Consider the following 19,205-nt stretch of genomic DNA (forward strand, 5'->3'; position numbering starts at 1 on the left):
AGTTTGCTGTGGGTGGGTCACCACCCCTGGTGGGTGAACGCGGCCCAGAACGACGGGTGCGCCAGATCCAGCCGCTTCGCCTGCCGCGCCAGGTACGGCGACATCCCCTCCGGGACGGCCCGATCAGGATCCAAGGCCCACAACTGGGCGGCACGGAGGGCGTCGCGCGGACGGGGGTTGCTCCCCAGCAACTCGGTGTAGAAAACGCAGATCAGGATGCTCGCGCCGATGTCGTGGACCTCCCACTTCGTGCCCACCACACCGGAAGCCCCGGCCGCGACGAAGGCACTGGCCAGCGTGAGTGCCTCGTCGTGGTCGGCTCCGCTCAAGTCGCTCTGGCACGCCGCGAGCACGACCAGACCGCCCGGTGCGTCCACCGGCCGTCCTCTGGCTTGGACCAGCACCCTGTCGATCGAAAGCGTCGAGGTCAACTGGAGGAAGGACCGTGCGAGCGTGACGCCGCTCTGGGCGTGGCAGCCCAGGTGCAGCAGGGACGCGTCGGCGAAGGCCTTCAGCACGTCGTCCGACGTCCCGTCGCCGCTGTGCGGCACACCGTCCATCTCCACGCCGTAGAACCGACCGTCCGGCAACCGCGAGTGCAGGAACTCCGCGTCCAGCATCGCCGCGGGCAGGTCACCGGTCGGATCGTTGACCACGACCGGTGACAAGCCCAACGGCAGGTGCGCCCTGGCAGCGAGGTCGCAGAACTGCCTTCCCGAAGCGGCGTAGGAGAACACCGCTTCACGCACCGCGACGCGGTCGCCGCCGCGCGCGGCGTGCCAGGGCACGACACCCAGCTTCCCGCTCGGCACCAGCACCAAGCGAGGCAAGCCCGCACTCACCCCGAGTTCGAGGAGCCGAGTGAGCAGCGGCCCCATCACGACCCGCCACGCCCACTCGCACAACTCCTCCACGTCGAACTCGTCGGGAGCCTCGGCGGGCAACAGGGGCAACGGGACCTCGAACACCCGCTTGTGGGACGTGACCAGCAGTGCTCGCCCCGGCACCAAGTGGACGAGCACGTCCGAACCCGATCGGAACAACGCGGTCGCGATGGCCGACACGGAAGGCGGGGCCAGCAAGCCCCGATCGTGGGTCGCGCCGGCCAGCGCGCCCAGCACTCGACGCCGCAGGTCGTCCGGTGCGAAGTCCACCGCGACAACGGAGTCAGGCGGCGCCTCGTCCTTCTGCGCGGACCGGTGCCACTCCTCGGCGAGGTCGTCGCGGCCGCCTTCGCGCAGCAGGGTGGTCACGTCGGCGGTGGCGGTCGTGGCGGCCAACACCAGGCCACGACCCCACTCCACGGCTTCCACGGCACGCAGGGGGAGTCCGGCTGCCAGACACCTGTCCACGACCACCAACGCGCGCTTCGCGGCGTCCGCGGCCTGCCGCAGACCGTGCTCGCTCGCGGCCTGCAGGAGCACGTCTCGGGCCTGCGTCCGCAACGCCTGGAAGCCCATGTCCAAAGCCCGGTCGACGTCGTCGCGGCTTCCGCGCTGCCAGCAGGCATCGGCCAACTCCTCGCACAGGATTGAGGTGTGACCACGCTCGTGCTCTTCTCCGCCGAAGGCGGTGACCTCGTCGAACAGGCCCAGTGCTGTGTCCAATGCGGCGCTGTCGCGGGTTCGAGTGTGCCAGGAGAGCCAAGCGGCGATCATGGTGTCCGCCGCCTGCACCCTCATGACGTCGGACAGACCGGGGTCACCCCACACCTCGGCGAGTTCTCGCACGTCGGACTCGAAGGCCGTCCTGTCGGCCGAGAGGGCGTGGGCGATCGCCGACGAGCCGCTCGCGCTCATGACGAACTTCGCCCAAGCCGTGGTCCCTGGCTTGATGCCTTCCCTGGCGGCACGGAAGTGGACCACGGCCTCCGCGAAGGCAGTCGCATCGTCGGTGGCGTGGGCCTGCCGCATCAACGCGACTGCAACGCTGTTGTGCATCGTCGCCAGCACATAGCCGTCGACGTGCTCGCCAGCCTCCACACGGCGAAGGAGTTCGGCCAGTCTGGTCTTGAGGGCGGAGAGCTGCGCGCCGAGAGCGTCGGACTTGACAGAGGGGAGCCGTGACGTCAGCTGATGGATCGACTCGACCACGGAGGCCTCGTCCACAACCGTCCGATCGCCCCGTGCCCTGACGCTGAGAAGCAGTGCTTGGAGGTGCGCGAGAGCGGCGTCGAAGTCGTGCAACTCGCCGTACGAGCCGTACCGGTCAGCCAACAGCGCGGCCAAGTCCAACCGGATCCTGTCATGCTGCGGATCGTCCAGCGGTACCAGTGACATCGCCTGCTTGAGGAGGTCGACCCCTGCGGTGAGGTCGCCTTCCGCGCTGTTCTCCGCCCACACCATGGCCTCCACCATTCCGCGGGCGTGCAGGAGGATCGCCTGGGCTGACACGTCGAGTTCCAGGTCCTGCCCGGCGCGAGCCAGCACGGTCTTGGCGTGCTGGGCGCTCACGGAGGTCTGGCTGTGCAGGCGGGCGACCATCACCGTCACCGCGTACAGCATGGCGGTGGTCGAGTAGAGCGGATGCCCGGCGTCGGTCCGGCCGAGCAAGCCGTCGAACAGGTCCAGAGCGCGGTCGATCTCGGGAGCCGATTCCAGCAGACGGCCGAGATCCGCGTACTGGTTCCCCAACTGCTGCGTCAACACCACCTCCAGCTCGTCGCCGACGGACAACGACGCCAACGCCGATTCCAGCAACCGGACCGTTTTCCTGCGGTAGGACTCGTGCTCCGCCACATCCCCGCCCTCGAACGCCTCGGTGGCGTCCGCGCGGAGCAGGGCGACGGCGCACAGCAGATCCGGGTGCTCGACGAGCTGGCCGTTCCGGCTTTCCTCCAGAAGACCCAGCACTTCGACCCGTCGCTCCGATGGGAAGTCGCGGGCCAAGCGCATCGGGTTCGGCCAACGCGTGGCGTCGCCACCGTGACGCACGACCACCACTGCGCCGAGCAGCCCCAGCAACAACAGGTGGGACCAGTCGAACGGGTGGACATCCCTCGACGTGACGCGAAGGCTCTTCTCTGCGGCAGCCAAGTCGTGGGCCGACGAGGTGCGCAGCGCTCGAGCGGCCTGCGCGGCGGCCTTCATCGGCAGCAGCGGAGGATGGTCGGGCGTCCCAGCCGGATACTCGATCATCAACGAGTCCATCCGCGCGATCACCCGCGTGATCTCGGCGACCGAAGGGGACGGCAGCAGGAAGCAGGCGTCGATGAGCAAGGTGCCCAACACCGGATCCGTCGCGCCCACCTCGCGGACCACATCCTCCATGTAGCGCACGAGGGACTCCGCCTCGTGGGGCTTCTCCTTCGCCCGATCCAGCAGGAGCTCCCCGAGGAGCGAGGCCAAGTCCTCCGGGGTCGTCTCGAGGTCCGGACGACCGTGGAGGCGTTGGAACACGGCGATCGCCTCGTCCCGGTCGACCCGGTCGGCGCGCGCCTCGTACCTCTTGGCCAGCACCGCGCCCAAGCCCAACGCGGCGCGGGTGTCGGTCGACGCGAGGCTGCGGAACACCGTGATCGCCTCCGCCTGATCCGCTTCGGTGTCCGCCCCCTCCAAGCCCGAACGCGAAGCGTGAGCCCGAGCCGTTTCCAACAGGACCTCCACGCACCGCGGGTCGTCCGGGTCCAGCAGCGCGAAGGTCCTTGCCAGCACGGCCAGTGCCTCCGTCGCCTGATCGGCGGTCGGCGTGCCGAAGGCGCGATCCCAACGGAGAAGTTCGACCAGGTACAAACCGAGTCGGAACTCCACTTCGATCCGTTCCGGTGCGGACAGCTCCTCGATTGCTTTCGCCTTGAGCACGGTCGCGGCTTCGAGCATGTCCGCGCACTCGTCGTCAGGCATCGACGAGTAGCGCACGACCAGCAGGTCCGCCAACTTCACCAACTCGTGGACCCCCTCCGACCACTGGACCAGTACTCGCTGCCCCGCGATCGCCGCGTCCAGGTCGTTCGGGTCAGCCGAGGTCTCGTGGAGGTACTGGTGGGCGAACACCCGCAGCTCCACCACGCCCAGCCACGTGTCGCTCCCCCACTCGAACCACCCGACCATGTGGTGGGCGTGTTCGAGGATCTCGGCGAGGTCCCCCGGATCGGGAGCCGAGCCTGGCTCATTCCTCTCGGCCAAGTCCTCGAAGCGGCGGAGCAGCAACACCGCGAGTTCGGGCCGGACGCGGAAGTCCCGCTCGCTGCCAGGTGGGGTAGTGGCCAATTCGGCGCGAAGCCGAGCGATCTCGTCGTCGTGCTCGTGCATCCGTCACCTCGTTGTCGACCGGCGATCGGCGACGCTACGGATCCCGACCCCGAACAGCCCGGTCTGGCCCGGAACTGTCCACTTGCTGACCACCGCCAACCGGAGGCGGGTCGGTCCGCCGTCGACGTCACCAAGTCCAGCCGGCAGGTTGCGCCCCAACAACTCCGCGTAGGGGACACAGGCCGGGCCATTACCTGGTCCGGGTACGAGCGGAACTCGTCCAGTTCGGACCGCGAAAATCCAGGCCCACCACGAACGGCATCGTCTGGCTCGCCGAGCAGAGGAGGTGGATCGGTTTCCAGATGCGCTGTGAATCTCGTACCGGAGTACGTCGAGCACCTCTCGTCGGCCTGTCCACCGCACCGGGAAAGGGTCGTGAGTCCACACGCACTGACGAGTAACTGTCCACCTTCTGTCACCCGCCCATCGCGCCGCTCACGGCAGGATGGAGCGATCGGGACATCGACGTACAGCTGAGGGGGCACGGTGGCGGTCTTCCACATCATCGAAGCCCTCTTGGCGAACTGGGAGCGCGTGTACGCGCTGCTCGACGACCAGGCGCGCGAGGAGTTGCGCGACCGCGTGTCCGCGATGCGCGAGGCCACGACCCCTCAGGAGCGGAACAAGCACGCGAACCGCGTCATCCGGGTGCTGATGGCGAACCTGGAGGACGACCCGGTCTTGGACGCGGACGGGCACCGGTTCGGATCGGCGCGAAAACAGGACGCGGACAGCGCACTCCTCGCGCTCACCTCCCGGCTGCCCGTCTTCGGTGGCCCGGCGAGGACGGTCGAGGAACGGCTGCTCGCCAACGGCTGGGAACCGGCGCACGTGCTGCGCGGCAGAGGAGTGGACCCCGATGTCCCGGACCTGATCGGGGTCGACCGCAACGACGGGAGCCGAGCCGTGCCCGTGTTCCAGTTCGACGACCAGGGCACCCCGATCTCCATCGTCATCCAGGTCAACAGGGTGCTCGGCGCGCGGGAAGACCCCTGGGGTGTGGCCGACTGGTGGCTGAGCGCCAACGTGTGGCTGCACGAGATCCCGTCGGCGTTGATCGGCCGCACGTCCGACGACCTGCTCCTCGCCGCGGCCGTCGCCGCCGTGCAGGGGTGAACCCGTGACCTTCGAAGCTCCTCCCGCTGCCCTGGCTGGTCCGGTGTCGCAAACGGTGCTGCCCGCTGGCACGGTGCTCCTCCGGGTGCACCCGACGAACTCGCCCGCCGAGCAGTTCGACTTCCCCAAGGCGAGCGTGTTCGGTGGAGGCGGCCGGTTCGACGCGACTCCGGACTCCGGTTTCCGCACCCTTTGCGCGTCGATGGCGCCCGAGACCGCGATCGCCGAGAGGTTCCTCAAGGAGTTCGCCGCCACCCCTGGTGTGCGCCGGGTGCTGCTCCGGAACTCGCTGCTCGGCAATGCGCTCTCGACGTTGCGGACCACCGGAGACCTCGCCCTGATCAGGTTGACGTCGGCGCAGGACCTCGCCGCCGTCCACCAGGACAGCATGCTGATCACCTCGCGGCCGGACACCTTCCCGGCCACGCGCGAGTGGGCAGCCTGGCTGCACGACCAGGTGCCGTGGGCGCAGGGCATCCTGTGGCAGTCGGTGGCGGACATGCCCAGGCACACCGTTGTCCTGTTCGACGACCGGGACGCCGGAGTCGCGCTCCGGCAGGACGGGGACATCCCGCCGAGGAGGCTCGACGCGCCCGAGCAGGCGAGCTGGTTGGCCGACCTGCTGGAGCCGTACGGCGTTCGAACCGACACGCCCGTTCCGGCAAACCCGAGGTTCTTCGTCAACTACCGCACCGGTGATGGCGATGTCGCCTCGCGCATGCTGCACAACGAGCTGAGCCGCAGGTTCGGGGAACGCCAGGTCTTCCGCGCCGGGGTGTCGATCCCGGTGGGCACCGCGAACTTCGAGGACGTCCTGCTCCCCGCGGTGCGCGGCTGCAAGGCACTGCTGGCCGTCGTCGGTCGGTCGTGGGAGTGGACCAAGGACCGCGCGGGCAACCTCCTGCTCGACGACGTGCAGGACTGGGTGCGTCGCGAGGTCCTGGAAGCGCGCGGCCGTGGAGCGCTCGTCGTCCCGATCATCGTGGGGACGAGGATGCGGTTGCGAGCCGACGACCTGCCGGAGGCGTTGCGCTTCCTGTCCAATTCGCAGTTCCTGCACCTGCCGCACGGTTTTGGGGAGAACGAGGTCGCATCGCTGGTGGATCGGCTGCTCAAGGACAACCCGGACCTCGGCTGAGGACCTCAGGCCAGCAGGGCGCTGATGGACGGGGCGCCCGAGCCCTCCACGGTGCGCAGGAGGAGGCGGGTGTCGGTTTCCACCGAGCCGTAGGCGCGGGGCAGGGCCATGACCAGTTCGTCCAGTTCCACGACGTCTCGGCAGGCCACCGTGAGGGTGTAGTCCCAGCGGCCGGTGACGTGGACGCACTCCAGCACGGCCGGGAGGGTGAGGAGGGCGGCTTCGAGGTCGGCGTGGTCCGGGCCGGGGCGGAGGCGGACGTCGATGTAGGCGCGCAGGGGGCGGCCCAGTGCGGCCAGGTCGACCTCGGCGCGGAAGCCGCTGATGACGCCGGACTCGGTCAGCCTGCGGACGCGTTCGGCCGTCGCCGTGGGGCTGAGGCGGACCCGTGCGGCCAGGTCGCGGAAGCTCAGGCGGCCGTCCCGCACGAGCTCTCCGAGGATAACTTTGTCGATGGCGTCCACGGCTGGATTATGTGTCGCGCACCAGGCTTCCCGCCAGCGGAAACGATGCCAAGCGTGCCTGGATCCGCCGTAGGTTCATCCTCATGAGCGCCTCCACCCCACCCAGTGGCCGGGCCGCGAAGGCCGCGGACTACGTCGCCCGCACCCGGCCGGTCGTCCCGCCCATCTACCAGTCCGCCACGTTCTACCTCGACGACATCGCCTACAAGGACATCCAGGAGGGCGGCGGCCTCACCGAGCACTGGTACAGCCGCTTCGCCAACCCGACCGTGGACGCCGCCGCGGCCGAGATCGCCGAGCTGGAGGGCGCGGAGGCGGCGATGATGACGTCGTCCGGCATGGCCGCCATCGCGACCACGCTGCTGACGCTGCTCCAGGGCGACCGGCGGCGGGTCGTGGCCGCCCGCCAGGTCTACGGCGACACCCGCGACCTGCTGGTGCGCGACCTGCCCGCGCTCGGCATCGCCGTGACGATGGTCGACGCCGTGGACCTGGACGCGTGGGCCGCCGCCATCGCCGAGGCGCCGACCGCCGTGGTCTACGCCGAGGCGCTGTCCAACCCGCAGCTGGACCTGACCGACCTCGCCGCGATCGCCGAGCTGGCCCACGCGGCGGGCGCGAAGCTCGTGGTGGACAGCACGTTCGCGACGCCGTACACGGTCAACCCGCTGGCGGTCGGCGCGGACGTCGTCGTGCACTCGGCGACGAAGTTCCTCAGCGGCCACTCGGACGTGATCGCGGGCGTCGTCGTGAGCGACCGGGAGACGACCACCGAGATCCAGCGCCGGATGATCACGTTCGGCGGCTGCCTCGACCCGCACGCGGCCTACCTGGTGTGGCGCGGGTTGCAGACGTTCGACGTGCGGCTGGCCCGCGCGAGCGAGACCGCGCTGGCGCTCGCGAAACGGCTCGAGCAGCACCCCGAGGTCACGTCGGTGCGCTACCCCGGCCTGCCCGGCTACGCCTGGCGGGAGACGGCCGAGAAGCTGATGCGGCCGGGTCGCGGCGGCGCGATGGTGGCGTTCACCGTGCGCGGCGGCAACCCGCGCGCGCTCGCCGTGATGCGGCGGCTGACCATCGCGTCCGAGGCGACCAGCCTCGGCGGCGTGGAAACGCTGGTCAGCGCGCCCTTCAACTCCTCGCACTTCTCGCTGAGCGAGGAGGAGCTGGCGGCCAACCGGATCGAACCGGGGATGCTGCGGTTCTCCTGCGGCGTCGAGGACGCCGAGACGTTGATCACCGACGTGGAACGCGCGCTCGACGGTACCGTCGAGCCCTGACCGCCACCGCCGCCGGAAGGAACCCACCGTGCCCGTCCAGTCCTCTGTGGACACCACGCTCGCCGAGATCGAACGCAGGGTGCTGTGGCTCTCCACCGCGATCGTGCACCACGCCAACCGGGTCCGGCCCTCGGTGTCCGGGCTGAAGGTCGGCGGCCACCAGGCGTCGTCGGCGTCCATCGCGTCGATCATGACGTCGCTGTGGTTCCGCCACCTCGGCCCGGACGACCGCGTGTCGGTGAAGCCGCACGCCTCCCCCGTGCTGCACGCGATCAACTACCTGCTCGGCGAGCTGGACGAGCGGTACCTGACGACGCTGCGCGAGTTCGGCGGGTTGCAGAGCTACCCGAGCCGCGCCAAAGACCCCGACCCGGTGGACTACGCGACCGGGTCCGTCGGGATCGGGGCCACCGCGCCGATCTGGGGCGCGCTGGCCCGCCGGTACCTGGCGAGCCGGGCCCCCGGCGTGGGCACGGGCAGGCAGTACTCGCTGCTGGGCGACGCCGAGCTCGACGAGGGCGCGTGCTGGGAGGCGATCCTGGACCCGCAGATCGCCGAACTGGGCGAGGTCGTGTGGATCGTGGACGTGAACCGGCAGTCGTTGGACCGGGTCGTGCCGAACCTCGTGGCGCACCGGTTGCAGGGCATGTTCACCGCCGCGGGCTGGCAGGTGATCACGCTGAAGTACGGCAGGCTGCTGACGGAGCTGTTCGAGCGGCCTGGCGGCGCGGACCTGCGCGACCGCATCGACACCATGCCGAACCCCGAGTACCAGCGGCTGATCCGCTGCGACGCCGACGAGCTGCGACGACGGCTGCCATCGGGCAGCGAGTCCATCGCGGCGCTGATCGCCGACCTGGACGACACCACGCTGGTCGCGGCGATCCGCAACCTCGGCGGGCACGACCTGGAGGCGCTGGACGAGGCGTACTCGGCGATCGACGACACCCGTCCGACGGTCGTGCTGGCGTACACGATCAAGGGTCACGGCCTGCCGACCGCGGGCCACCCGCAGAACCACTCCGCGCTGCTCACGGCCGAGCAGTACGCCGAGCTGGCCGACGCGCTCGGCACCGACGTGGACGCGCCGTGGGCGACGTTCGCGCCGGACAGCGCGGCGGCGATGCTGTGCGCCGAGGCCGCGAAGAGGTTGCGGCGGCAGGACTTCCCGCAGGCCCCGGCGTTCCCCGTGCCGACGGACATCGGCCGCACGCCCGCCGGGACGGGCACCACGCAGCAGGCCCTCGGCCGCACGCTGCTGGACCTGACCAGGGCCGCGCCGGAGGTGGCGGGCCGGATCGTCACGGTGTGCCCGGACGTCAGCTCCAGCACGAACCTCGGCGGCTGGGTCAACAAGGTCGGGGTGTGGGCGGCGACCGAGCGGCCGGACTGGTTCGCCGACGACGGCGAGACGATCCTGCACTGGCGGGAGAAGCCGACCGGCCAGCACGTCGAACTCGGCATCGCGGAGACGAACCTGGTCGGCCTGATCGGCGAGCTGGGCGCGACCTGGAGCCGCTGGGGCCAGCCGTTGCTGCCCATCGGCGTGCTCTACGACCCGTTCGTGCAGCGCGCGCTGGAGCCGTGGTCGTTCGGCATGTACGCGGGCGGCCAGTCGATCCTGATCGGCACGCCGTCCGGTGTCACGCTCGCGCCCGAGGGCGGCGCGCACCAGTCGATCACCACGCCGTCCATCGGCCTGGAGCAGCCGGGGTGCGTGAGCTACGAGCCCGCGTTCGCGATCGACACCGAGTGGACCCTGCTGGCCTCCCTGGCGGCGCTGGGCAAGCCGGACGGGCACTCGGCGTACCTGCGGCTGTCGACCCGGCCGGTGGACCAGACGTTGGCGGCCGTGCCGACCGATCCCGCCGCGCGGGAACGCAGGCGCAGGCAGGTGGTCGCGGGCGCGTACCCGTTGCGGCGCCACGAGAACCCGAAGGTCACCATCGCCACGATGGGCGCCATGGTGCCCGAGGCGCTGGCCGCCGCGGACCGGTTGGCCGAGCAGGGCGTCGGCGCGGACGTCGTCTGCGTCACCAGCCCCGGCCTGCTGTTCGCCGCGAACCAGGCCAGGCTCGGCCGCGCCGAGGGGCCGAGCTGGATCCTCGACCAGGTGTTCCCGGCCGACCGCGCCACGCCGCTGGTGACAGTCCTGGACGGCCACCCGCACACGCTGGCGTTCCTGGCCACGATCCGCCGCGTGCCCTCGATCCCGTTGGGCGTCAGCGGTTTCGGCCAGTCCGGCGACCTCGCCGACGTCTACCGGTACCACGGCATCGACACGGACAGCGTGGTCGCCGCCGCGCTGGACCTGCTGCACTGACCGCGGTTCCCGCGCGGCGGCTCAGCTCGTCGCGCGGGACACCGGCGGCGCCATCAGCGCCTCCACGTCCAGCCGTCCCCCGGCGGCCTCGAACTCGGCCCGCACGGCCCGGCGCAGGTCCGGGTCGGTGAGGAAGTCGAACGCCGTGCGCGCGAGCGCCAACGCTCCGTCCACGACCACGCCGTCCGCCCGCGCCGACTCGGCGTGGGCGGCGAACTCGGCCGTGTGCAGGACGGTCCCCTCCGGCGCGATGGCGACCATCGGGTGGATGGACGGCACGCGCAGGCTCACGTTGCCGAGGTCGGTCGAGCCGAGCAGCGTGCCGCCCGCGCCCGGCGGGACGCCGAGGTACGCGCCGAACCGGTTGGCCAGCGCGGAGTTGCTCCGCACCGGCAGGCACGGCGGCACCTGGTCCCAGCGGGCGTCCAGGCGGGTCTCGGTGATCAGCGCCGCGCCTTCGAGGACCGCGTGCACGCGGCGGCTCAACCCGACCAGCCGCGTCACGTCCGGCGAGCGCAGCAGGAACCGGGCGCTCGCCCGCAGCGGCACGACGTTCGCGGCCTGCCCGCCGTCGGTGATGATCCCGTGCACCCGGTCGTTCGGCGAGATGTGCTGCCGCAGCATGGCGATCCCCTGGTAGGCCGCCACGACGGCGTCCAGCGCGTTGCGGCCCGCCTCGGGGAACGCCGACGCGTGCGCCGCGACCCCGTGGTAGGTCACCTCCACCGACCGCAGGCCGAGCGCGGACGCGTCGGCGACCGTCTCCCCCGCGCCGGGGTGCAGCATCAGCACGGCGTTGAGGTCGTCGAAAGCGCCCCGCCTCGCCATGACCTCCTTGCCGGAGCCGTTCTCCTCGGCCGGGGTGCCGAGCAGCACGACCGTGCCCCCGGTCTCGCCGACGACCTCGGCGAGACCGAGGAACGCGCCGACGGCCGTGGCGCAGATGACGTTGTGCCCGCAGCCGTGGCCGATGTCCGGCAGCGCGTCGTACTCGGCGAGCAGGCCCACCCGCGGGCCGCCGGTGCCGATCCGGGCTTCCAGCGCGGTCTCCAGCCCGTGGACGCCGACACGCGCCTCGATGCCTTGCGCCGCCAGGGTTTCCGCCACCGCCGCCACCGAGAGCCGTTCGGTGAAGCCGATCTCGGCGGCCGCGTGCACGCGGCGGCTCAACGCGACCAGCGCGGGAGCCAGCTCCCGCACGCGGGCCGCCACCCGGCCGTGCACTACAGGACCTTCGACAGGAACGCCCTGGTGCGCTCGTGCCGGGGAGCCGTGATCACCTGGCGGGGGTCGCCCTGCTCCACGACGCAGCCCTCGTGCAGGAACACGGCGCTGCTGGCGACCTCCCGCGCGAACCCCATCTCGTGGGTGACGACCACCATCGTCATCCCCGACGCGGCCAGGTCGCGCATCACGTCCAGCACCTCGCCCACGAGTTCCGGGTCCAGTGCGGACGTCGGCTCGTCGAACAGCATCAGCGCGGGTTCCATCGCCAGCGCGCGGGCGATGGCGACGCGTTGCTGCTGACCGCCGGAGAGCTGGGCCGGGTACTGGTTCTTCCGGTCCACCAGCCCGACCCGGTCCAGCAGCTTGTGCGCCCGCGCCTCGGCGACGGCCCTGGTCTCCTTCTTCACCTTCATCGGGGCCAGCACCACGTTCTCCAGCGCGGTCATGTGCCCGAACAGGTTGAACTGCTGGAACACCATGCCGATCCGGGCCCGCCGCTCGGCCACGACGGTCGGGTGGGCCTCGTGGATGCGCCCGTTCACCACGTCGCCGCCGATGAGCTGCCCGTCCACCAGGATGAACCCGCGGTCGACCCGCTCCAGGTAGTTGACGCAGCGCAGGAACGTGGACTTGCCCGAGCCCGACGCGCCGAGCAGGCACACGACCTCGCCGCGGTGGACCTCGAGGTCCACGCCCTTGAGCACCTCGATGGGGCCGAACGACTTGTGCACGTCCCTGGCCACGACGACCGGGCCACCGCTGTCAGCCTTCACGGACGCTCCTCAGTGGACTCAGACTGCGCCCGAACCGCTTCTCCAGCCGCGCTTGCAGGAAGCTGAGCACGGTCGTCATGGCCAGGTACCAGATGCACGCCACCAGCAGCAGCGCGATCTGGCGGTAGTTGCGGGAGTAGATCTCGGTCACCGAGCCGAGCAGGTCGCGCACGCCGATGACCAGCACGACGGACGTCATCTTCAGCATCGAGATGACCTGGTTGCCGACGGGCGGGATGATGACCCGCATCGCCTGCGGCAGCACGACGAACCGCAGCGTCGACATCTTGTTCAGCCCCAGCACGCCCGCCGCCTCGGTCTGCCCGCGCGGCACGCTGAGCAGCCCGCCGCGGACGATCTCCGCCATGTAGGCGGCCTCGTTGAGGCCGAGGCCGAGCATCGCGGCGGCGAAGATCGGGATGACCGTGTTGGTGTCGAAGGAGAACAGGAAGTCGCCGCCGGGGACGCCCAGGCCGATCCGCGGGAACAGCGAGGCGGCGAAACCCCAGAACAACACCTGCACCAGCACCGGCGTGCCGCGGAAGAACCAGATGTAAGCCCCGGCGGTGAGCCGGGCGACCGGGTTCTCCGACTGCCGCAGCACGGCCAGCACCACGCCGAGCACGATGCCGATCACCATGGCGTACAGGGTCAGTTCCAGCGTCACGGCGATGCCCCGCCACACGCTCACGTCGAACAGGTACTTGCCGACCGTGGGCCAGTCGAAGTTGGGGTTCACCACCAGCGTGGCGACCCCGCCGGCGGCGAGCACCAGGATCACCGCCACCAGCACGACCTGGCCGGGTTTGCGCCGCCGCACCGGCCGGGTGTCGGTGATGGCGGTCAGCTCCGCGAGGTCCACCCGCGTCCGGACGTCGCTCACGACGCCGCCGGGTTGATCTCGGACCTGGCCACCGCCGCGTTGGTGATCTCCCAGCGCGCCAGCACCTTCCCGTAGGTGCCGTCGGCGATGATGGCGTTGAACGCGGCCGCGAGCGCGTCGGTGAGCTGGGTGTCGGACTTGGGGATCGCGACGCCGACGTCGACCGGCTGGATCAGGATGCTCGGCACGGCCTCGAACACGCCGGGCTGGATCTTGGCCTGGTAGGCGGTGAGCGAGTTGTCGGCCAGCAGCGCCTCCGCGCGACCGGTGGCCACGGCCTGGTTCACGTTCGTCTGCTGCGGCAGCTGCACGTCGGTGATCTTCGCCTTGCCCGCGGCCGCGCACTTCTTCTGCAACTCGTCGAGCACCTGCTGGGCCTGCGTGGTGCCGGTCTGCACGGCCACGTTCTTGCCGCAGAGGTCCTCGACCGCCTTGACCCCGGTGGGGTTGCCCGACTTCACCAGCACGGACGTGCCGCCCTTGAGGAAGGTGACGAAGTTGAGGATCTGGAGGCGCTCCGCGGTGATCGACCAGCCCGCCCAGCTCGCGGCGAACCGCTTGGCCTGCAAGCCGCCCAGCATCCCGTCGAACGGCACCTCGACCCATTTGATCTTCAGCCCCGCCTTGGCGGTGACGGCGGCGGCGAGGTCCGGCCCGATGCCGACGATCTTGCCGCTGTCGTCCTTGAACGTGCTCGGCGGGTAACTCGGGTCGGCGGCGAGCTGGATCTCCCCCGCGGCCTTCACGGCGTCGGGGAACAGCGCGGCGACGGCCGGGTCCACCTGCGGGAGCACCAGTTCCGAACTGGGCTGCCCCGACGCGGGCGCGGCCGTGCCGCCGGTGTCGCTCTTGCTCGCGTCGGTGCACCCGGTGACACCCAGCGCCACCGCGGCGACCAGGACGACGCTTCTGCGGATTCGTGCTCTCATGACTCGATTTCCCACCTTCATGCGTGGCGAAGAGCGAAGAGGAGGAGAAACGCACCTGCGTGGATCGGCTCGCGGACGGCGAGCGTGACCGGCGTCGGGGAGGGCTCGAACGCGGTCAAGGATGATAAGTAATACCCTTACGCTAACATGGGCACCCACCTCGTTCCAGCACGAACAACGACCGAAACAAGCCCGTAATCAGCCCTGATGACCAGAAGTAGCCAAGGTCGTCACGTTCGGTGAGACGGTGACCGGAGGACGACCACGTGCGGTGAGCCACGACAGCGGGTCGTGGCGGCGTCGATACGATCAGCGCGGTGAGGCTGTCCGCCTCCGCCGCGCACAGCCATCCGGTGAGGGGAATCCGTGGGCAGGCTCAGCGACCAGGTAGTGGAAACGCTCCGGCGGGCGATCATCCACAACGAGTACGAGCCGGGCAGCAGGCTGCCCACGGCGGAGGCGCTGTCGGAATCGCTGGGCGTCTCCCGCAGCGTCACCAGGGACGCGCTGCGGACGTTGCAGTCGTTGGGACTGGTGGAGGTCCGCCAGGGCCATGGCATCTTCGTGTCCATCCCCCGCGACGACGCCGTGACGAGCGCGCTGACCGTCCGGATGGAACGGTCGGACCTCACGATCGGGCAGGTGCTGGACGCGCGGATCTCGCTGGAGTCCTCGCTGGCCGCCGAGGCGGCGCGGGTCGGCGACGAGGACGCGTGGCGGCAGATGCGCGGGCACCTGGTGGCCTTCGAGGACGCGGTCAAGGCGCGCGACTGGCCGGTGGCGCACCGCGAGCACCTGCTGTTCCACCTGTCGATCATCAAGGCCCTGCGGCTGCCCGCGCTGGAGCTGATCATCGAACCGCTCCAGGAACTGATCATCGTCAGCTCCATCCCGCCGAACCCCGACAGCGCCGAGCAGTGGGGTCTCGGCTCGCACGACCGGATCGTGGAGGCGTTGGAGAGCGGCGACCCGGAGGCCGCGCGGACCGCGGTGCGAGACCACTTCCGCTACGCCGAGAGCCCGGCGTACGTGGACTACGGCAAGACGTTGTTCCGCGAGGTCAAGTCGCGCCTCGGCGACGACCTGACCCCTACAGCAGGGTGAACACGGACTTCGTCTCCAGGAAGTTCTCCAGCCCCTCGGGCCCGAGTTCGCGGCCCCAGCCGGACTGCTTGTAGCCGCCGGTGGGCATCGCGATGTGGGACAGGCCGTGCACGTTGATCCCCACGCGGCCGGCCCGCAGCCGCCGGGCGACCGAGTGCGCCCTGCCGACGTCGCGGGTCCACACGCTGGCGGCCAGGCCGTACTCGCTGTCGTTGGCCAGCGCCACGGCCTCGTCGGTGTCGGTGAACGGCATCGCGACGACGACTGGCCCGAAGACCTCCTCGCGCACCACGCTCATCTCCGGGGTCACGTCGGTGAGCACGGTCGGCCGGACGAAGTAGCCGCGCTCCGGCGACACCTCTCCCCCGCGGCCGCGCGCCCCGCCGTCGATCCCCTCGTCGACGTAGTCGAGCACCCGGCGGTGCTGTGCGGCCGAGATCAGCGGTCCCATCTGCGACGCCGGGTCGAACCCGTGGCCGAGCACGATCCGCTTCGCCTGCGCGGCAACGCCTTCGACGACCTGCTCGTAGAGCTTCTCGTGCACGTAGAGGCGGGAGCCGGCGGTGCAGATCTGGCCCGCGTTGCTGAAGATCGCCTTGGCCGCGCCGGTGATCGCGGCGTCGGGGTCGGCGTCGTCGAACACCAGCACCGGCGACTTCCCGCCCAGTTCCAGGGAGACCTTCTTGAGGTTGCCGGTCGCGGCGCGCACGATCGCCTTGCCCACCTCGGTCGACCCGGTGAACGCGACCTTGTCCACGTCCGGGTGCGCGGTCAGCGCCGCGCCCGCGGTGTGGCCGAGGCCGGTGACGACGTTCAGCACCCCGGCCGGGACACCGGCCTCGTGCAGGATCTCGACCAGCAGCAACGCCGACAGCGGCGTCTCCTCGGCGGGCTTGAGCACGCACGCGCAGCCCGCGGCCAGCGCCGGGGCGAGCTTCCACGACGCCATCAGCAGCGGCGCGTTCCACGGCGTGATCAGGCCGACGACGCCGATCGGGTCGCGCAGCGTGTACGCGTGCACCTCGCGGCCGTTGTCGGACAACGACATCGACCGGCCGGACCGCTTGTCAACCCAGCCGCCGTAGTACCGGAAGCACTCGGCGATGTCCGGGATCGTGCCGGTGAGCGCGTTGCGGTAGGGCATGCCCTGGTTGAGGGTCTCGACGCGGGCCAGCACGCGGGCGTGCCGCTCGACGAGATCGGCCGCGCGGAACAGGATCCGGGCGCGTTCCGTGGCGGGGATGTTCGTCCACACGCCGGTGTCGAACGCCTCGCGGGCGGTGCGGACGGCGTGGTCCACCTCGGCCGCGCCGCCCGCGGGCACGTGGGCGATGACCTCGCCGGTGCCGGGGTCGTGGACCTCGAAGGACTCGGCCGCGGCGACCCGCTCGCCGCCGATGGACATCCGCCACGGCACGTGGGTCAGGGTCGTCGCGTCGAGGGCGATGTGGTCGCGCAGGCGCATGGTGTGTCCTTAGTGGAGGGTCAGTCGCCGAGTTCGGTGCCGTTGGCGGTGCGCTCCAGCACCGCCCGGAGCGCGGCGGAGGCCGCCACGCCCGCGGGAACGCCGCAGTAGACGGCGATCTGCTTGAGGACCGCGATCAGCTCGTCGACCGTGACCCCGTTGCGGAGCGCGCCGAGGGTGTGCGCCTCGAACTCAGCCATCCGGCCGAGCGCGGCGGTCATGCCGAGCACGAGCAGGCTGCGCTCCCGGCGCGGCAGCCGGTCGTCGGTCCAGATCTCGCCCCAGCACGCCTCCGTGACGTAGGGCTGGAACTCGGCGCTCACCGGGTCGGTGCGCGACACCGCGCGGTCGACGTAGGCCGCGCCGAGCACTTCACGGCGGACCGCCATGCCATCGGACGTCACCGGTCTTCTCCTTCGAACAGGAACTTCGCCGTCTCCCCGGCGATCACCAGGGGAGCTTCGTCGAGCACGCCGTGCTTGTACCCGTCCAGCACCAGGTGCCGCCCGTCCTGGACGCGTGCCGCGATCAGCTCGGCCATGTGCGGCGGGGAGCCGACGTCGTCGGAGCCGGTCATGGCCAGGGTGGGCGCGGAGATCAGCGGGAGCCGGTCCGCGAAGTCCGTGGTGGCCAGCACGGTGTACGCCGAGAGGTAGGACTCGGGGTCGGTCTCGGCCGTCCGCTTCAGGTTGCGGGCCACCGCGTCCGGCTCCCGGCGGCGGAAGTCGTCGGTGAACCAGCGGCTCGCGTCGCCCGCGCCCGGACCGTCCCGCCGCACGCCCTCCAGTCGGGCCAGCACGCGCTCGCGCTCGGCGGGCGTCCGACCGGCGACCGTGCCGATCAGCACGAGCCGGTCGACCACCTCGGGGTGGGCGAGCGCCACGGCCTGCGCGACCAGCCCGCCGAGCGAGAACCCGACCAGGTGCGCCCTCGGGACGGCCAGGTGGCGCAGCAGTTCGACGTGGTCCTCGACCAGGTCGTCCACAGTGGACTTCCGGGGCGTGGACCGGCCGTGGCCGGGCAGGTCGTAGCGGACGACGACGGCCCGGTGCGCCAGTTCGGCGGCGATCCGGTCCCACGCGGTGAGGTCGGACCCGACGCCGTGCACCAGGACCACCACCTCGTCGTGGTCCGAGTCGCCGTCGACGACGTACCTCACCGGCCGCCCACCGCGGCGACCGGCTGCTCCGCGAACGCGGGCATGACCTCGGTGGCGAACAGTTCGAGGGACCGCATCTCCTGCTCGTGCGGGAGGCCCCAGCTCGCGCCGTACATGAAGGTGTCGACGCCCGCGGCCTCGTACCGCTTCAGCTTCTCCACCACCTGCTCGGGCGTGCCGAACACGTGGTTGTCCACGAGCGCGTCGTCGTCGTAGTTCTCCTTGCCCGCCAACACCTCCAGGTCGGCGAGGTCGACGAACCCGCCGCGCACCCCGCCGGTGTTGCGGAACAGCGTGTCGAAGTACCGCATGTGCGTCTTCAGGTGCCCGGCGACCTCGCGGGCGCTCGCGGCGTCCTCGTAGACCGCGGCGTTGCGCAGCATCATCAGCTTCGGCCGGAACCCGCCGCCCGCCTCGGCCACGGCGGTGTCCAGCCGCTCCTTGAGCGACTCGACCTCGGCGAACGGCAGGTGCAGCGGCGTGGCCATGATGTCGCACTCGTTCTCGACCGCGAAGCGGAACACGTCGGGGTGCCGCGCGGAGATCCAGATCGGCGGGTGCGGCGTCTGCACGGGCCGCGGCACGGCGGTGGCGGCGGGGAACTTCCAGAACGCGCCGTCGTGCGCGTAGTCCCCGCCCCACAGGCCTTTCAGCGCGGGCACCAGCTCGGCCAGCGCCTCCCGGCCGTGCGCCGGGTCGACGCCGGGCGCCATCCGCTCGAACTCGTAGGTGTACGCGCCGCGGCCGATGCCGACCTCGACGCGACCGCCGGAGAGCAGGTCCACCAGGCCGACCTCGCCCGCCAGGCGCATCGGGTGCCAGTAGGGCGCGCACACGACGGCGCTGCCGAGCCGGATCCGCTCGGTCTCGCGGGCCCACACGGCGAGCTGGGTGAACGGGTTCGGCGCGATCGACAGCTCGATCCCGTGGTGCTCCCCGGTGAACACCGAGTGGAAGCCGCCGCGGTCCGCGAGCCGGACGACCTCCAGCGAGTTGGCCAGCACCCGCTCCATCGGCGTGTCCGGCGACTCGCGGTGCATCTCGGTCGACAAGGCGAACTTCATGGCGGTCCTCCGCTCGTGGGGATGGGGGTG

General features: G+C 70.9%; 15 protein-coding genes. 5 read left to right on the forward strand and 10 right to left on the reverse strand.

The features are described from left to right. Positions 1 to 17: 17 nt before the first annotated feature. Entirely contained in the window at positions 18 to 4,250 is a 4,233-nt protein-coding gene (locus tag ACFWW9_RS03030; protein WP_390370791.1) for a CHAT domain-containing protein, read from the reverse strand. A gap of 486 nt (positions 4,251 to 4,736) precedes the next feature. Here ACFWW9_RS03030 and ACFWW9_RS03035 point away from each other — a divergent pair, with 486 nt between their 5' ends. Together ACFWW9_RS03035 and ACFWW9_RS03040 are read left to right on the forward strand one after the other, a co-directional pair. After that, complete coding sequence (locus tag ACFWW9_RS03035; protein WP_390370793.1) at positions 4,737 to 5,366, forward strand: hypothetical protein; 630 nt, start codon at positions 4,737 to 4,739, stop codon at positions 5,364 to 5,366. A 4-nt stretch (positions 5,367 to 5,370) separates the two neighbouring features. Then, positions 5,371 to 6,504 carry an RES family NAD+ phosphorylase gene (locus tag ACFWW9_RS03040; RefSeq protein WP_390370795.1) on the forward strand — a complete coding sequence of 378 codons (1,134 nt, stop codon included), beginning with the start codon at positions 5,371 to 5,373 and terminating at the stop codon, positions 6,502 to 6,504. Positions 6,505 to 6,509: 5 nt separating this feature from the next. On the opposite strand, the gene ACFWW9_RS03045 is transcribed toward ACFWW9_RS03040, so the two are convergent. After that, positions 6,510 to 6,968 (reverse strand): Lrp/AsnC family transcriptional regulator, encoded by a 459-nt coding sequence (locus ACFWW9_RS03045; RefSeq protein ID WP_390370796.1) that lies wholly within the window; start codon positions 6,966 to 6,968, stop codon positions 6,510 to 6,512. Between the two features lie 83 nt (positions 6,969 to 7,051). On the opposite strand from ACFWW9_RS03045, the gene ACFWW9_RS03050 reads away from it, so the two are divergent. Next, on the forward strand, positions 7,052 to 8,248 hold the full coding sequence (locus tag ACFWW9_RS03050) for a trans-sulfuration enzyme family protein (protein WP_390370798.1): 1,197 nt from the start codon (positions 7,052 to 7,054) through the stop codon (positions 8,246 to 8,248). A 28-nt stretch (positions 8,249 to 8,276) separates the two neighbouring features. After that, positions 8,277 to 10,571 (forward strand): transketolase C-terminal domain-containing protein, encoded by a 2,295-nt coding sequence (locus tag ACFWW9_RS03055; RefSeq protein ID WP_390370800.1) that lies wholly within the window; start codon positions 8,277 to 8,279, stop codon positions 10,569 to 10,571. Positions 10,572 to 10,592: 21 nt separating this feature from the next. On the opposite strand, the gene ACFWW9_RS03060 is transcribed toward ACFWW9_RS03055, so the two are convergent. From ACFWW9_RS03060 to ACFWW9_RS03075, 4 genes are read right to left on the reverse strand one after another with little or no spacing between them, the layout of a single operon-like run. Continuing rightward, positions 10,593 to 11,795, reverse strand: a complete 1,203-nt coding sequence (locus ACFWW9_RS03060) for an amidohydrolase (protein WP_390370801.1) — start codon at positions 11,793 to 11,795, stop codon at positions 10,593 to 10,595. Beyond that, on the reverse strand, positions 11,795 to 12,571 hold the full coding sequence (locus tag ACFWW9_RS03065; RefSeq protein WP_390370803.1) for an amino acid ABC transporter ATP-binding protein: 777 nt from the start codon (positions 12,569 to 12,571) through the stop codon (positions 11,795 to 11,797). The genes ACFWW9_RS03060 and ACFWW9_RS03065 overlap by 1 nt, the downstream gene beginning before the upstream one ends. Then, entirely contained in the window at positions 12,561 to 13,454 is an 894-nt protein-coding gene (locus tag ACFWW9_RS03070; RefSeq protein WP_390370805.1) for an amino acid ABC transporter permease, read from the reverse strand. The genes ACFWW9_RS03065 and ACFWW9_RS03070 overlap by 11 nt, the downstream gene beginning before the upstream one ends. After that, positions 13,451 to 14,383, reverse strand: a complete 933-nt coding sequence (locus ACFWW9_RS03075) for an ABC transporter substrate-binding protein (protein ID WP_390370807.1) — start codon at positions 14,381 to 14,383, stop codon at positions 13,451 to 13,453. Before ACFWW9_RS03075 ends, ACFWW9_RS03070 begins: the two co-directional genes overlap by 4 nt. Positions 14,384 to 14,749: 366 nt before the next feature. Here ACFWW9_RS03075 and ACFWW9_RS03080 point away from each other — a divergent pair, with 366 nt between their 5' ends. Then, entirely contained in the window at positions 14,750 to 15,487 is a 738-nt protein-coding gene (locus ACFWW9_RS03080) for a FadR/GntR family transcriptional regulator (protein WP_390370809.1), read from the forward strand. Here the strand turns inward: ACFWW9_RS03080 and ACFWW9_RS03085 are convergent. Genes ACFWW9_RS03085 through ACFWW9_RS03100 form a run of 4 tightly spaced genes read right to left on the reverse strand, consistent with a single transcriptional unit; the run spans position 15,474 to position 19,175 of the window. After that, positions 15,474 to 16,952, reverse strand: a complete 1,479-nt coding sequence (locus ACFWW9_RS03085) for an aldehyde dehydrogenase family protein (RefSeq protein ID WP_390370810.1) — start codon at positions 16,950 to 16,952, stop codon at positions 15,474 to 15,476. The two genes, ACFWW9_RS03080 and ACFWW9_RS03085, sit on opposite strands and share 14 nt — an antisense overlap. Positions 16,953 to 16,972: 20 nt before the next feature. Beyond that, positions 16,973 to 17,356, reverse strand: coding sequence for a carboxymuconolactone decarboxylase family protein (locus tag ACFWW9_RS03090; RefSeq protein WP_390370812.1), 384 nt, complete (start codon positions 17,354 to 17,356; stop codon positions 16,973 to 16,975). Next, positions 17,353 to 18,111, reverse strand: coding sequence for an alpha/beta fold hydrolase (locus ACFWW9_RS03095; RefSeq protein WP_390370814.1), 759 nt, complete (start codon positions 18,109 to 18,111; stop codon positions 17,353 to 17,355). Before ACFWW9_RS03095 ends, ACFWW9_RS03090 begins: the two co-directional genes overlap by 4 nt. After that, positions 18,108 to 19,175, reverse strand: a complete 1,068-nt coding sequence (locus ACFWW9_RS03100) for an LLM class flavin-dependent oxidoreductase (protein ID WP_390370815.1) — start codon at positions 19,173 to 19,175, stop codon at positions 18,108 to 18,110. The genes ACFWW9_RS03095 and ACFWW9_RS03100 overlap by 4 nt, the downstream gene beginning before the upstream one ends. Positions 19,176 to 19,205 lie beyond the last annotated feature (30 nt).

It is taken from the genome of Umezawaea sp. NPDC059074, assembly GCF_042738955.1.
Lineage (GTDB): Bacteria > Actinomycetota > Actinomycetes > Mycobacteriales > Pseudonocardiaceae > Umezawaea.

Bases quoted from the DNA above. Each gene is read 5' to 3' on its own strand.
- ACFWW9_RS03030 (WP_390370791.1), bottom strand. From the start codon at position 4,250: ATGCACGAGCACGACGACGAGATCGCTCGGCTTCGCGCCGAATTGGCC.
- ACFWW9_RS03050 (WP_390370798.1), top strand. From the start codon at position 7,052: ATGAGCGCCTCCACCCCACCCAGTGGCCGGGCCGCGAAGGCCGCGGAC.
- ACFWW9_RS03075 (WP_390370807.1), bottom strand. From the start codon at position 14,383: ATGAGAGCACGAATCCGCAGAAGCGTCGTCCTGGTCGCCGCGGTGGCG.
- ACFWW9_RS03085 (WP_390370810.1), bottom strand. From the start codon at position 16,952: ATGCGCCTGCGCGACCACATCGCCCTCGACGCGACGACCCTGACCCAC.
- ACFWW9_RS03100 (WP_390370815.1), bottom strand. From the start codon at position 19,175: ATGAAGTTCGCCTTGTCGACCGAGATGCACCGCGAGTCGCCGGACACG.